The organism is Providencia sp. PROV175, assembly GCF_032707045.1.
Lineage (GTDB): Bacteria > Pseudomonadota > Gammaproteobacteria > Enterobacterales > Enterobacteriaceae > Providencia > Providencia hangzhouensis.
The window spans coordinates 1,419,643-1,434,714 of sequence record NZ_CP120533.1 but is presented as its reverse complement, the minus strand read 5'-3'; the positions used below and the strand labels follow the sequence as shown (position 1 = coordinate 1,434,714).

The 15,072-nt window shown below is 40.4% G+C and carries 12 protein-coding genes; 4 read left to right on the top strand and 8 right to left on the bottom strand.

Annotated elements, in window-relative coordinates:
- Positions 1–11: 11 nt before the first annotated feature.
- The 8 genes from ftsL to leuO all read right to left on the bottom strand — a co-directional run bounded on the left by ftsL (position 12) and on the right by leuO (position 9,300).
- Positions 12–332, bottom strand: coding sequence for a cell division protein FtsL (gene ftsL / locus P3L44_RS06150; RefSeq protein ID WP_004262041.1), 321 nt, complete (start codon positions 330–332; stop codon positions 12–14).
- The gene (rsmH, locus tag P3L44_RS06145; RefSeq protein ID WP_272662101.1) at positions 332–1,285 is read right to left on the bottom strand and encodes a 16S rRNA (cytosine(1402)-N(4))-methyltransferase RsmH; all 954 of its coding nucleotides are present in this window, start codon (positions 1,283–1,285) and stop codon (positions 332–334) included. Before rsmH ends, ftsL begins: the two co-directional genes overlap by 1 nt.
- Before the next feature lie 2 nt (positions 1,286–1,287).
- Entirely contained in the window at positions 1,288–1,746 is a 459-nt protein-coding gene (gene mraZ / locus P3L44_RS06140; RefSeq protein ID WP_004262043.1) for a division/cell wall cluster transcriptional repressor MraZ, read from the bottom strand.
- A gap of 712 nt (positions 1,747–2,458) precedes the next feature.
- Positions 2,459–3,469: a catabolite repressor/activator gene (gene cra / locus P3L44_RS06135; RefSeq protein WP_094961381.1), complete on the bottom strand. Its 1,011-nt coding sequence runs from the start codon at positions 3,467–3,469 to the stop codon at positions 2,459–2,461.
- Between the two features lie 84 nt (positions 3,470–3,553).
- Entirely contained in the window at positions 3,554–4,045 is a 492-nt protein-coding gene (ilvN, locus tag P3L44_RS06130; RefSeq protein WP_004262045.1) for an acetolactate synthase small subunit, read from the bottom strand.
- A gap of 2 nt (positions 4,046–4,047) precedes the next feature.
- Complete coding sequence (gene ilvI, locus P3L44_RS06125) at positions 4,048–5,775, bottom strand: acetolactate synthase 3 large subunit (protein ID WP_036958468.1); 1,728 nt, start codon at positions 5,773–5,775, stop codon at positions 4,048–4,050.
- 371 nt (positions 5,776–6,146) lie between these two features.
- Positions 6,147–7,958 (bottom strand): AMP-dependent synthetase/ligase, encoded by a 1,812-nt coding sequence (locus P3L44_RS06120; protein ID WP_272662100.1) that lies wholly within the window; start codon positions 7,956–7,958, stop codon positions 6,147–6,149.
- A 373-nt stretch (positions 7,959–8,331) separates the two neighbouring features.
- Positions 8,332–9,300: a transcriptional regulator LeuO gene (gene leuO / locus P3L44_RS06115; protein WP_140171045.1), complete on the bottom strand. Its 969-nt coding sequence runs from the start codon at positions 9,298–9,300 to the stop codon at positions 8,332–8,334.
- Between the two features lie 893 nt (positions 9,301–10,193).
- Between leuO and leuA the strand changes: the two genes are divergently transcribed.
- The 4 genes from leuA to leuD are packed head-to-tail and all read left to right on the top strand — an operon-like array spanning position 10,194 to position 14,880.
- Entirely contained in the window at positions 10,194–11,771 is a 1,578-nt protein-coding gene (leuA, locus tag P3L44_RS06110; RefSeq protein WP_004262054.1) for a 2-isopropylmalate synthase, read from the top strand.
- A 2-nt stretch (positions 11,772–11,773) separates the two neighbouring features.
- Positions 11,774–12,862, top strand: a complete 1,089-nt coding sequence (gene leuB, locus P3L44_RS06105; RefSeq protein ID WP_140171046.1) for a 3-isopropylmalate dehydrogenase — start codon at positions 11,774–11,776, stop codon at positions 12,860–12,862.
- Position 12,863: 1 nt separating this feature from the next.
- On the top strand, positions 12,864–14,267 hold the full coding sequence (leuC, locus tag P3L44_RS06100) for a 3-isopropylmalate dehydratase large subunit (protein ID WP_094961359.1): 1,404 nt from the start codon (positions 12,864–12,866) through the stop codon (positions 14,265–14,267).
- 7 nt (positions 14,268–14,274) lie between these two features.
- Positions 14,275–14,880: a 3-isopropylmalate dehydratase small subunit gene (gene leuD, locus P3L44_RS06095; protein WP_094961358.1), complete on the top strand. Its 606-nt coding sequence runs from the start codon at positions 14,275–14,277 to the stop codon at positions 14,878–14,880.
- Positions 14,881–15,072 lie beyond the last annotated feature (192 nt).

The following is a 15,072-nucleotide window of genomic DNA, read 5'->3' as shown; positions in this document are numbered from 1 at the left end:
TAGGAACCTTTTTATTGCTTAGAAACAATAATTTTTTCTTGTGATGGTTCAACTTGCACCATCTGTAATTTTTCAACCGATAAACGTTCTATTCGGCTATGGCTCGCAAGGGCGTTTTCTTCAAGGATCAAATTACGCCATTCGATATCTAACAAGTCTTTTTCTTCATACAACTTATCTTTTGCGGCCGTTAGTAAACGAGTTTCATGTGCCGTCGTTACCACAAAAACAGCACTGATAATAATTGCCACTAATAAAATCAAAGGAACGATGCCATAACGAAATAAATCACGCCCAATGACGCGAGCTAGGCTGTGCCTTTCTGGAACCATTATTCCGCCGCCTTCTCAGCAAACCGCAACACAGAACTACGTGCGCGTGGATTTTCATCAATTTCGTTTTCCGAAGGTTTCATCTTACCTAGGTCACGTAACTGCGCTGCACCTAACTCTTTAATCTGCGCTTCAGTAAGAGGAATACCTGCTGGCACCGATGGACCTTTACAATTTTTGCGAATAAACCGTTTTACTAACCTGTCTTCCAACGAATGGAAACTGATAACTGATAAACGCCCTTGTGGTGCTAAAACGTTCATTGCGCCTTCTAACGCTTTTTCTATTTCTTCCAATTCACTGTTGATATAAATTCGAATGGCTTGGAAGCTACGCGTCGCTGGGTGCTTATGTCGGTCTTTCATTGGACTAACTTTTGCAATTAATTCAGCAAGATGCCGTGTGCGTGTTAACGGTTCTTCTTCCGGGTTATGATTACGCTCAACAATCGCTCTCGCAATTCGTTTCGCAAAACGCTCTTCACCAAAAGTTTTTAAAACCCAAGCTATGTCATCCGCTTCTGCGTCCATCAACCATTGCTGTGCAGATTGCCCTTTGGTTGGGTCCATCCTCATATCTAACGGCCCGTCACGCATAAAGGAAAAACCGCGTTCAGGGTCATCTAACTGGGGTGAAGAAACGCCTAAATCCAGCAGTACGCCATCAATTTGCCCGACTACCCCTTCTTCTTCCACATACTCTGCAATCGCAGAAAATGGGCCATGTTTAATCTTAAAACGAGGGTCATCAATAGTTTGAGCCGCTTTTATTGCCTCTGGGTCACGGTCTATGGCGATTAAACGACCATTTTCGCCAAGCTGACTTAATATCAACCTTGAATGACCACCACGACCAAATGTGCCATCAATGTAGATACCGTTAGGTTTAATGTTTAAGCCATTAACGGCTTCATCCAGTAATACTGTTACGTGTTTAAATTGCTGTTGCGTCATTATTAAAGTGACAAATCCTGTAAGCGGGCTGAAAGTGGTTCATTGGTAAGGCGCTCAGCGGCAATATCATCTTCCACTTGCTGATACCAAGTTTGTTCATCCCAAAGTTCAAATTTATTAATCTGGCCAACCAACATGACCTCTTTGGTTAGCCCTGCGTGTTGACGCAATGTACTGGCTAACAAAAGACGCCCCGCGTTGTCCATTTGGCATTCACTTGCATGGCCCAATAACAGCCGTTGCACGCGTCGTTCAGCAGGGTTCATCGTCGATAACCGAGAAAGCTTTTCTTCGATAATCTCCCACTCAGGTAAGGTATAAAGCAGCAGACATGGCTGGTGAAGGTCAATGGTACAAACCATTTGCCCTTTCGATTCCTCGTTCAGCATTCCTCGATAACGAGTCGGCACGGTTAGACGCCCTTTGCTGTCGAGATTAACCAGTGTTGCCCCACGAAACATACCCGATTAAACCCCTTTTATTTCCAAGCCACCCACTTTACCCCACAATTCACCACATATAAAGTTTACGAATGGTATGAAAACGTTGTCAAGCCAGTCGCACTCAGCTTTAGCTTTATTTACAGAACAATTCAGAAAAAATAAGGGTAGGTAAAATATGACTTGGAAAGAAAATGTGAAATAACAAGTTGATATAATTAATATATTTTATAAAGTGCAACTTAAATAAGCGAGATCACTCTAGATTGCTGCAAAATCATACAAATCATTATAAATTCAACTTAAGTCTCATTTTTAATCAGTATATCTTGTACCGGTTATTTACTTTTATTGAGTCCCCAAATAATCATTAATATCTAACAATGGTAAAAATACCCCGAAAGAAAAATAAAACCATTAAATATCAACACAATAAATAACTGTTTTAATAAACAGTATTTAATTTTAAATATTTATCGCACAAATCAGTAATACATCTACAATAAATTTATATTAATTTAATCATCCGATTTAGCTTTCATTTTAAAATCAGCAATAAATATCTTAAGATAAATCCTAAAGTTAAATATTTACCTACTTTTAGCTTATAAAAAAAAAGCCCCTACAAGATAGGGGCCGTTATATTACTCATTATTGTGACCAACATCACTCATTATCGTGTAAATATTCACTGTTCGATTAAAGTTAAGTCTATTTTACTACTGCTTATTTACTACTGCTTACGACCTAAACTTCCACGACGGCATAAATCACGGCGAATACGAGTAATACCAGGTTCTGGTTTTTGCTTTTCATCAAGGCTGGCAAGTACTAATTCTAAAATACGTTCAGCGATATCCCTATGGCGTTGTGCAAGGGAAAGCACTGGGCACTCGAGAAAATCTAATAACTCATTATCACCAAATGTGGCAATGACCATGTGTTCAGGTAAACGACCACTACGTTTCAACGCAACATCTAATACACCTTGTAGTAAGGAAAATGATGTTGTAAATAACGCGTCAGGCATCTCGTTACCGCTATCAAGCCAATGTGCAAAAACCTCTGCTGCTGAATCGCGTTCATAGCTATTTGCATACAGATAATCAATCTTGCGCGGGTCTTCATGCCATGCTTTACGGAAACCTTGCTCGCGTAAATAGCTGACAGACAGTTCAGGTAACGCCCCCAAATACAATACGGATTCAGCATTAAACTTGCGTAGTTCTGCTGAAATCATGAAAGCATCTTCTTGGTCATCACCAACGACACTAATAAAATGCTCTTTTTCAAGGGCTCTATCAAGTGCGATAATCGGTAAAGAACGGTTCGCCCAACGCTGATAAAACGGGTGTTCCGGCGGTAAAGCTGTCGAAACAATAATGGCGTCAACTTGTCGTTGCAAAAGGTGCTCAACACAACGAATTTCATTGTCAGGTTGGTCTTCTGAGCATGCTATTAGTAGTTGATAACCACGTTGACGCGCCTGCCTTTCAAGGTAATTTGCTATACGGGTATAGCTGGTATTTTCCAAGTCTGGGATCACTAACCCTATAGAACGGGTACGCCCTGCTCGTAGCCCCGCAGCAACTGCATTTGGATGGTAATTGTGCTCTCTGACGACTGCCATCACTTTTTCTACAGTTTTATCGCTGACTCGATACTGCTTGGCCTTGCCGTTGATCACATAACTAGCCGTTGTGCGGGAAACACCCGCTAGACGGGCTATCTCATCCAGTTTCACGTTAACCTCTTTACAATTTTGGGAATAGCCTCGAATCATTCGGGGCCTTAAACGCGATTATTCTACCTTCGGAAGATAAATTTTTCATCGCATAATTTTATCACCGCGTGAAACTCCGACGATCCCTGAGCGTACAACTTCAACAATTTCAGCAACACCACGCACTGATTCGATAAAAGCATCCAGTTTTTCGCTTGTTCCCGCTAGCTGAACGGTATAAAGCGTTGGAGTTACATCAACAATTTGTCCACGGAAAATATCCGCACAGCGCTTCACTTCATCACGCCCATATCCAGAGGCCTGTAGCTTCACTAACATGATTTCACGTTCAATATGTGCTGACGCCGTCAGCTCACTGACACGCAGCACATCAACCAATTTATGCAATTGTTTCTCAATTTGCTCAAGAACTTTTGCATCCCCTTTAGTTTGGATAGTCATACGTGACAATGTTGGATCGTCCGTTGGCGCCACGGTCAAACTTTCAATATTATAACCACGCTGAGAGAACAGACCTATGACACGGGACAAAGCACCTGATTCATTTTCTAATAAAACGGATAAAATACGACGCATGATCAGGTCCTCTCTGTTTTGCTCAACCACATTTCATCCATTGCGCCGCCACGGATCTGCATTGGATAAACGTGCTCAGTTTCATCAATATTTACGTCAACGAAGACTAATCGCTGATTTTCATTTACTTCAACAAGGGCTTGTTTTAGTTTTTCTTCCAGCTCATCAGGTGTTGTTATCGAAATACCAACGTGGCCATAAGCTTGCGCTAACTTGATGAAATCAGGCAATGATTGCATGTAGGATTGCGAATGGCGGCCTTGATAAATCATATCTTGCCACTGTTTTACCATACCTAAAAAACCATTGTTTAAGTTGAGTACTAAAACCGGTAAACCATATTGCAGGGCTGTTGAAAGCTCCTGAATGTTCATTTGGATACTGCCGTCTCCGGTCACACAAACAACTGTCGATTTTGGATGCGCTAATTTCACCCCTAATGCAGCAGGTAAACCAAAGCCCATCGTGCCAAGACCTCCAGAATTTATCCAATGACGAGGTTTATCAAAGGGATAATATAATGCGGCAAACATTTGGTGCTGCCCGACGTCAGATGTCACATACGCTTCACCTTTCGTTAAACGGTAAATCATTTCAATAGCTTGTTGTGGCTTAACTTTTGTTGGGCTGGTTTCATAACGTAAACATTGTTTACTACGCCACTGTTCAATTTCTTTCCACCATGCAGTGAGCGCTTGGTTATCTTGTTTTGCTGAAGCCTGGTCTAACTGACCTAACATTTGCTTTAATGTAAGTTTCGCATCACCCACGATTGGGATGTCCGCATTAACCGTTTTTGAGATAGACGTTGGATCAACATCAATTTGGATAACAGTCGCATTTGGGCAGTATTTTTCTAAGTTGTTCGTTGTTCTATCATCAAAACGAACACCAACAGCAAAAATCACATCTGAGTTATGCATAACCTTATTAGCTTCATAGGTTCCATGCATTCCAAGCATCCCGACAGACTGCTTGTGAGTTTCTGGGAAAGCTCCTAACCCCATTAAGGTTGATACTACTGGTAATTGTAGTTTTTCTGCCAACTCAATAAGTTCAGCAGAGCAATTCGCGTTAATCGCTCCCCCGCCAATATAAAAAACCGGTTTTTTTGCCGAAACCAATTTAGTTAACGCCTTTTTGATTTGACCTTTGTGGCCTTGCAACGTTGGGTTATAAGAACGCAAAGAAACATTTTCTGGATAACGATAAGCAAACTTCAAGGCTGGGTTAACGGTGTCTTTAGGGAAATCAATGACTACAGGCCCAGGACGCCCACTTGCCGCAATATAAAAAGCTTTCTTGATGGTTTCAGGAATTTCTTCTGCGCTTTTAATTAAAAAACTGTGCTTTACTATTGGCCTTGAAATCCCAACCATGTCGCATTCCTGAAACGCATCATTACCAATTAGCGAACTGGCAACCTGCCCCGATAACACCACCATCGGTACTGAATCCATATAAGCTGTCGCAATACCCGTAATCGCATTCGTTGCCCCTGGCCCCGATGTAACTAACACGACCCCAACATCTCCTGTTGAACGTGCATAACCATCAGCCATATGCACCGCAGCCTGTTCATGACGCACTAATATGTGTTCTACCCCGCCAACAGTATGAAGTGCATCATAAATATCCAATACGGCACCGCCTGGATAACCAAACACGTGCTTTACTCCTTGGTCAATCAACGATTTGACGACCATTTCCGCTCCCGACAACATCTCCATGAGTTTGCCCCCAGACATTATTTGCAAGTGAAGAGGTATGCTCTACCTCTTTATTTTTATCATTTAAATAGTGAAATTCGTACTATTAACATATCTCTCCGGCTGAAACGAAGCAAACACCATTTCAGTGCAAGGATCACGAAACTTTCACATCATCTTGAACATGGGAATTTGATAGATAAATTGACTGCGTATGAAAATAATAGAAGGAAAAATGACTGGCATGAATGAAAAAACAGTGCAACTTTAATTAGTTGGAACCGTTACAATTTTTAATATTGAGCTATTATTTGAATGAATAAATAAAAACAGAACAAAAACAAGACCTGACTTACCCATAATACAGGTAAGCCAGATAATTAAATGGTAAATTATTCTTTGTACATCAATTCAATTTCTAATTGATAGCGCTCAGAAATGATTTTACGACGTAGCTTTAAAGTCGGCGTTAATTCACCTTTTTCCATTGAAAATGTGGTTGGTAGCAATGTAAAACGCTTAACTTGATGGAAATTTTCGATATTCTTTTGTAAATCTTTTAAGCGACTTTCGAATAATGCCACAATATTCGAGTCTTTTAAGAGTTCTAAACGATCTCGATATTTCAGGTTTATTGAATGGGCATATTCTTCTAAGCTGTCATAGCAAGGCACAATAAGCGCTGAAACAAACTTACGAGCATCGGCAATGACTGCGATGTGTTCAATAAACTTGTCTTGCCCTAATACGCCTTCAATCATCTGCGGTGCAATATATTTTCCATTAGACGTTTTCATTAAATCTTTTAGTCTATCTGTAATATATAAATTACCTTGTTCGTCAATTTTCCCTGCATCACCTGTTTTTAACCAGCCATCCGCTGTAAATGTATCTAAGGTTTCAATCGGGCGGTTGTAATAGCCTTTCATAACCACCGGCCCTTTTACTTGTATTTCATCGTCTTTACCAATACGCACTGAAACAGAAGATAGTGGTGTACCAATCGAGCCTAATGGGTATTTCCCTTCTTCCCAGCAAGATACCGTGGCACAGGTTTCTGACATACCATAGCCGTATTTAATGTTTACCCCTGCAGAAAGGAAAAATGCAATCACATCGTCATCAAGACGGGCACCTGCAGCTGGCATGAACCGAATTCGCCCCCCTAACCCTTCACGAATTTTATTGAGGACCAGTTTGTCGACCATAGGGAAAATAGCGCGGTTAATAAAAGAGGGTTTGCGACCTTTTGCTAAGGCTTTCACTCGGCTTCTGCCAAGGGATAATGCACAGCGAAATAGTGCCCTACGAACTAAAGGTGCTTTTGCCACTTTACTGTGTATTGCTGAATAAACTTTTTCATAAAAACGCGGAACCGCACACATTACTGTCGGTTTTACCTCAGCTAATGCTTCACGAACCTGATTGGTGTCCGTTAAATAAACGTTTAGTGCTCCAACGTGCATAACGTAAAAGCTCCACGCACGTTCAAAAACATGTGAAAGTGGTAAAAAACTTAAAGAAACATCATCAGCGGTGAGTTGTAATCGTTCGTCATGGAGATACAGCTGCGCAGCCATGTTGTAGTAATCCAACATAACGCCTTTGGGTTCTCCGGTAGTACCTGATGTATAGATGATGGTAAATAAATCACTGAGATTATGCGCAGCGATGCGTTCATCCAGTTCTGCTTGGTATGCAGTTTGTGATTGCGCCATAAACGTGGATAAATGCATGGTATTGATTGAAATATCAGCCAACTTAACATTGTCATTCATCACAACAATCGTGGTTAATTGAGGGCAAAGAGCGGGTAACTGGCATGCAACTTGATATTGCGCCTCTTCCCCAACAAATAGCACTTTAATATTTGCGTCGTTAATAATATACGCAGCTTGCTCGACACTGCTAGTCGCATAAAGTGGCACCGTGACCGCCCTAATTTGTAACGCGGCAAAATCCACTAATGACCAATTCATACTGTTGTGGGCAAATAACCCAATATTTTCTTGTGCGATAACGTTTAATGCTAAGAGGTGTCGAGAAATTGCTGAAGTGCGATCGCCAACCTCCCCCCACGTTAATGAGCTACGTTGCCCGTTATCCCATTGACTGAAAGCTATCCGGTTCGCTGATTCTTGTGCAGTAACCCTGCTACGTAAGCGATTAACCAAGTGGTATGGATATAGATTTTCAGTAATCAAAGTTTATTCCCTATAAGTCATTATCGATATAAGCTACTCGGCACATTCACAAGCACTTAACCATTCTTATTATTTCAGCTTACAAGTGTTAGCTGAATATTCGCAGTGTATCGACTAAAGAGATGCGTGAAAAGCATTTATATGTAAATTTTTTGCAAATGTTATGTCTGCTACAAAACTCACCATAGCACCTACGATAATGAGTTAATCAGCTTGTTGGCATGTATATTTTGTTATAAGCACGTTTGCAGAAATATAGAGGTTGTTGGCCTTAAGGGACAATTTCATTTGTTATTTTCCCTTAACAAAATGAGCTATTTCTTTCTCATCAGTTCGAGATAGCCTACAACCTCTAATATTTTAAATAGGCGTGTTATGCCGCAACAGGCTGTTCAGAGAGTTCCTCAATCAATTGATTGAATTGAGACTTCATCCATTGATGGCCTTTATCCCTAACCGTTGATTCATGCCAAGTTAAGTAACAAGGCAGTGTATCCTTAAGCCAAGGTAACGTTAACGTACGTAATTTAAGTTGCCCAAAGTGATGATTAACTAACCATTTTGGCACAATAGCCACGAGATCAGTTTGAGCAACAATACTCAATACACTATTTAAGTCAGTCCCTTGATAACTAACCGTATGCGATAACTCAGTATTATTATAATAAGGTTTACTAAATGACCCCATGTTATCCATTGACATAATAGCGTGGCGTTCATTATTTAGTTCAGTTTCAGAAATTGAATTACCAATACGTGGATGATGATTTGCCACCACTAATACCAATTCGTCATCAAATAAAACCTGATGTTGAAATTCCGTCTTTTCTAATTGATTATAGCCAAGGAAGAAATCCATTTCTTGGTATTTTAATTGATGAGCAATTTTATCACCCATAAAAGAATGAATGATTATATTAATATTAGGCGAAACTACCTTAAATTTTTCGACAATAATAGCAGCTAGGCGAATATCTAACGGTGAACAGATAGATAAATTAAATACCCGATCACTGTTTTGTGGGTTAAAACCTGCGCTAGGTAATTCATTATGAACTAATTGTAATGCTTGCCTAATAGGCCCAAATAATTGTTTAGCACGCGATGTCGGCTGAATACCACGCCCATATCGCACAAATAACTCGTCATTAAACATTGATTTTAAACGTGAAACTGCATTACTTACTGCAGGCTGAGACATCCCTAGAACTTGCGCAGCTTTTGTCACATTTTGCATCTGCATAACCACGTCAAAAACCGTTAATAGGTTAAGATCAACATTACGTAAATGAATATCGCTACTATCTTTTTTAGCTGTTGAAATTGTATCAAAATCAGTCATTTTTTACTCCACTAATATATTTATCATTTTTCATTAACGAAAAGAGTCATTCATCTAAAGAAACCGACGAATATATAAATTCATTAAATATTATTCTTAAAACAACTTATAGATAATAAGCTATTTCGCTTTCCCTGCATTTATTAAAACGACGTTTATATTACTTAACCTATTAATTAAACTTGCAGTATAAATATCATCATAAAACGTAAATATTCATCAAAACAATGAGTAATAACTACTAATTAGACTTGCAATCACTCACCGTAAAAATAATAAAGCAATTTTTGCAAGAAATCATAATAAATCGTATTTAGAATCAATAAATATCCTCATTATCAGATTATTTTTTAAATACTCATTTATTAGATAATTAACTTAATTAAAAAGCATTGGTGTAGGTGATTCATTCCTTGCGTTGAACTTCAACTCATAGAAAAATAGAAAAACACCATAAAATTCAACACATTAAACCCAATCAATACTTAGACAATGCCTGATTGAAGAATTTTACCCTTATAATTACATAAAAATCCAGACAAAACAGAAGAGTTACACCAAAAAAAATAGCAACAACCACCAACTAAAAGCCATAATTCATGATTGGTAAAAATATGCTAAAAATCTATGATTGACATTAACTTTAAGATAACGTATCAATAAATACAGTTTAATTAAGATACTCAAGAGAGACGGTTGCAATGACATTTTCTATTCGCCTACTAAGCCTACTACTACTCGCATTAAATTTGCGCGGTATGCTTATGGACGAAAAATAGAAACAAACTGTCCACAAACATTAAGAACCCGCGCAACCGCGGGTTTTTTTATGCCTGCGGCTTTGGAAGAACATAACACTCAGTAAAAACAAAATTCGATATGAGGAACACAATATGAGCAACCAAGTCATTATCTTTGATACCACCTTACGCGACGGTGAGCAGGCATTACAGGCTAGTTTATCAGTCAAAGAAAAATTACAAATCGCCTTTGCGTTAGAACGTTTAGGCGTTGATATCATTGAAGCCGGTTTCCCAGTCTCTTCACCAGGTGACTTCGAGTCCGTTCAAACCATTGCCAGAGAAATCAAAAATAGCCGAATTTGTGCATTAGCACGTTGTATTGAAAATGATATTGATGTTGCAGCCGAGTCATTAAAGGTCGCTGAAGCCTTTCGTATTCATATTTTCTTAGCCACCTCCAACTTGCATATGGAGAAAAAATTAAATAAATCCTTTGATGGCGTAATGGATATGGCAATCAATTCCATCAAGCGAGCTAGACGCTATACCGACGACGTTGAATTCTCCTGTGAAGACGCCGGCCGTACTGACCCTGACAATTTGTGCCGCATTGTTGAAACAGCTATAAATGCGGGTGCCACCACCATTAATATCCCAGATACTGTAGGTTATACAACGCCTTACCAATTTGGTGGAATTATCACTGATTTGTATAACCGTGTGCCAAATATCGATAAAGCCGTTATTTCTGTTCATTGCCATGATGATTTAGGGATGTCGGTTGCTAACTCAATCAGTGCCGTGCAAGCCGGTGCCCGCCAAGTAGAAGGGACAATTAATGGCTTAGGTGAACGCGCTGGCAACACGGCATTAGAAGAAGTGATTATGGCAATTAAATTGCGCGAGCAAATGTTAAATGTGCATACCAATATTAATCACAAAGAAATTTACCGGACCAGCCAATTAGTTAGCCAATTATGTAATACACCAATTCCAGCGAATAAAGCGGTTGTCGGCAGCAATGCATTTGCTCACTCATCAGGAATTCACCAAGATGGCGTACTGAAAAACCGCGAAACCTATGAAATCATGACGCCTGAGTCCATTGGCTTAAAAGAACAACAACTGAATTTAACCTCACGCTCAGGCCGCGCCGCTGTTAAGCACCGTATGGAGGAAATGGGGTATCACGAAGGTAAAGACTTCAAATTGGATGAATTATATACTGCATTTTTGAATTTAGCCGATAAAAAAGGTCAAGTGTTTGACTATGACTTAGAAGCCTTGGCTTTCTTTACTAAACAACAAGATGAAACTGACCACTTCGTAATGGACTATTTCAGTACGCAATCAGGCTCTAGTATTGTTGCGACAGCAACAGTCAAAATGCAGTGTGGTGATGAAGTGAAATCTGAAGCTGCAACCGGTAATGGCCCCGTTGATGCGATTTACCAAGCTATCAGCAACATTACACAATTCCCTATGAAGTTAGTCTCTTATCAGTTGTCAGCTAAAGGCCACGGTGAAAATGCATTAGGCCAAGTGGATATCGTGGTTGAATGCCATAACCGTAAGTTCCACGGGATGGGGTTAGCGACAGATATCGTTGAATCTTCAGCGAAAGCCATGGTGCATGTCTTGAATAGCATTTGGCGCTCAGAGCAAGTTGAAAAAGAAAAACAAAAAATAAATCAAGAATCACAATCAAACACAAAGGAAGCTGTTTAACAATGTCTAGTTATAAAATTGCCGTATTACCGGGAGATGGCATCGGTCCAGAAGTGATGGCGCAAGCTCACAAGGTTTTAGCTGCTATCAGCAAACGTTTTGCAATAACAATCAACACCACTGAATATGATGTTGGCGGTGCGGCAATCGACAAGCACGGTGAGCCATTACCACAGGCCACAGTAAAAGGTTGTGAGGAAGCTGACGCTGTCTTATTTGGTTCTGTCGGTGGGCCGAAATGGGAACACTTGCCACCCGATAGCCAGCCTGAACGCGGTGCATTATTGCCTTTACGTAAGCATTTTAAATTATTCAGTAATTTACGCCCTGCTCGCTTATATCAAGCATTAGAAGCATTCTGCCCATTACGTGCAGACATCGCAGCTCAAGGTTTTGATATTCTTTGTGTGCGTGAATTAACAGGTGGGATTTACTTCGGTCAACCAAAAGGCCGCAAAGGTGAAGACCAAGAAGAATATGCATTTGATACTGAAGTTTATCACCGCTATGAAATCGAGCGTATCGCACGTATTGCTTTTGAATCAGCCCGCAAACGTAATAACAAAGTCACATCAATCGACAAAGCAAACGTGTTACAAAGCTCGGTCTTATGGCGTGAAGTGGTTAATCAAATCGCAAAAGAATATCCAGATGTTGAAGTCAGCCATATGTATATCGATAACGCAGCCATGCAAATGATCAAAGCCCCATCTCAGTTTGATGTGGTGTTATGTTCTAACTTGTTCGGCGATATCATTTCTGATGAATGTGCGATGATCACCGGTTCCATGGGCATGTTACCTTCTGCGAGCTTAAATGAAGTTGGATTTGGTTTGTATGAACCTGCGGGAGGCTCTGCTCCAGATATTGCTGGAAAAAATATTGCCAACCCAATTGCACAAATTTTATCTGCTTCCATGTTGCTAAGATTTAGCTTAGACCAAGCCGATGCAGCAGATGCAATCGAGCGTGCGGTCAATAAGGCCTTAGAAGAAGGTTATAGAACATCCGACTTAGCAGGTGCAGGTCAGTCAATAAGTACCAGTGAAATGGGCGATATTATTGCTCGTTATATTGCAGAAGGGGTTTAACATGGCCAAGACTTTATATCAAAAATTGTATGATGCCCACGTTGTCCGTGAGGTCGAAAATGAAATCCCTTTGATTTATATCGATCGCCATTTGGTACATGAAGTGACATCACCTCAAGCGTTTGATGGTTTGAGAACTAAGAAACGTCCTTTACATCAACCAAGTAAAACTTTTGCCACAATGGATCACAACGTATCAACGCAAACCAAAGATATTAATGCGTGTGGCGATATGGCTCGTATTCAAATGCAAGAGTTGATGAAAAACTGTAAAGATTTTGGCGTAACTTTATATGATTTGAATCACCCATACCAAGGTATTGTCCATGTGATGGGGCCTGAGCAAGGTATTACTTTACCCGGTATGACCATTGTATGTGGAGACTCCCACACCGCAACACACGGTGCATTTGGCTCATTAGCCTTTGGTATCGGAACATCTGAGGTTGAGCACGTGATGGCGACTCAAACGCTGAAACAAGCACGCGCTAAAACAATGAAAATTGAAGTCGTAGGCAAAGCTCCAGCAGGTATTACCGCAAAAGATATCGTTTTAGCGATTATCGGTACAACGGGCAGCGCAGGCGGTACTGGCTATATTGTTGAGTTTTGTGGTGAAGCTATCGAAAACTTAAGCATGGAAGGCCGCATGACGGTATGCAACATGGCAATTGAATTAGGCGCGAAAGCGGGAATTATCGCACCGGATGAAACCACTTTTGCCTATATGAAAGGTCGCCAATTTGCACCTAAAGGCCAACAATGGGACGATGCGGTTGCTTATTGGAAAACATTAAAAACGGATGATGATGCACAATTTGATAAAGTCATCACTATTCAAGCAAGTAGCATCGCGCCACAAGTCACTTGGGGAACCAACCCTGGGCAGGTGATTGCCATCAACCAGCCGATCCCTGCTCCTGAGTCATTTACAGACCCTGTTGAACGAGCTTCCGCTGAAAAAGCATTAGCTTACATGGGGTTAGAGTCTGGCATTAAATTATCTGATGTCAAAATTGACAAAGTATTTATTGGTTCATGTACGAATTCACGTATTGAAGATTTACGTGCCGCTGCTGCAATTGCAAAAGGTAAAAAAGTGGCTAATGGCGTACAAGCTATTGTTGTTCCGGGATCTGGCCCTGTTAAGGCCCAAGCTGAGCAAGAAGGTTTAGATAAAATTTTCATTGAAGCGGGTTTTGAATGGCGTTTACCGGGTTGCTCTATGTGTTTAGCGATGAATAATGACCGCTTAAACCCTGGCGAACGCTGTGCATCAACCAGTAACCGTAACTTTGAAGGCCGCCAAGGTCGCGCAGGTCGTACTCACTTGGTTAGCCCAGCAATGGCAGCTGCCGCAGCGATTAATGGCCATTTTGCTGATGTACGTGATATTCAAATCTAAGGAGAAAATGATGGAAAAGTTTATTACACACGTCGGGATTGTCGCTCCTTTAGATGCAGCTAATGTGGATACTGATGCCATTATCCCTAAACAGTTTTTGCAAAAAGTGACTCGCACAGGTTTTGGGCAACACTTGTTTAATGACTGGCGCTTTTTAGATGAGAACGGGCAACAACCTAACCCTGATTTCGTCTTAAATAAGCCAGTTTTTAAAGGGGCCAGTATTTTATTAGCTCGCGAAAACTTTGGTTGCGGTTCATCCCGTGAGCACGCACCTTGGGCATTAACTGACTTTGGTATTCAAGTGGTTATCGCCCCAAGCTTTGCTGATATTTTTTATGGTAACTCGTTCAACAACCAATTATTACCAATCAAATTAAGTGAAACTGAAGTGGATGAGCTGTTTAACTATGTTAATAGCCATGAAGGTTGCCAGTTTACGGTAGACTTAGAAGCTCAAACCGTGACTGCTGGTGATAAAACCTATCATTTTGAAATTGATAGCTTCCGCCGCCACTGCATGATGAATGGCTTGGATAGTATTGGTTTGACGTTGCAGCATGTCGACCAGATCACCGATTTTGAAAGCAAGATTCCATCCTTTATGCAGTAAATCCTTTTCTACGCCTACTTTGGTGGGCGTAGTTCCTCTTTTAGCTCTAATTATCCAACTAAACCGCCTACTTCGCACCAAAAATGCGGAATTCATCCATCATTAAAAGTTTACAATCCAAAATCACTTCCCCGTTAATATCTTCCTGTATAATTAATAACAAAATAAGATTTTTGCCTTTAACTGAACGAT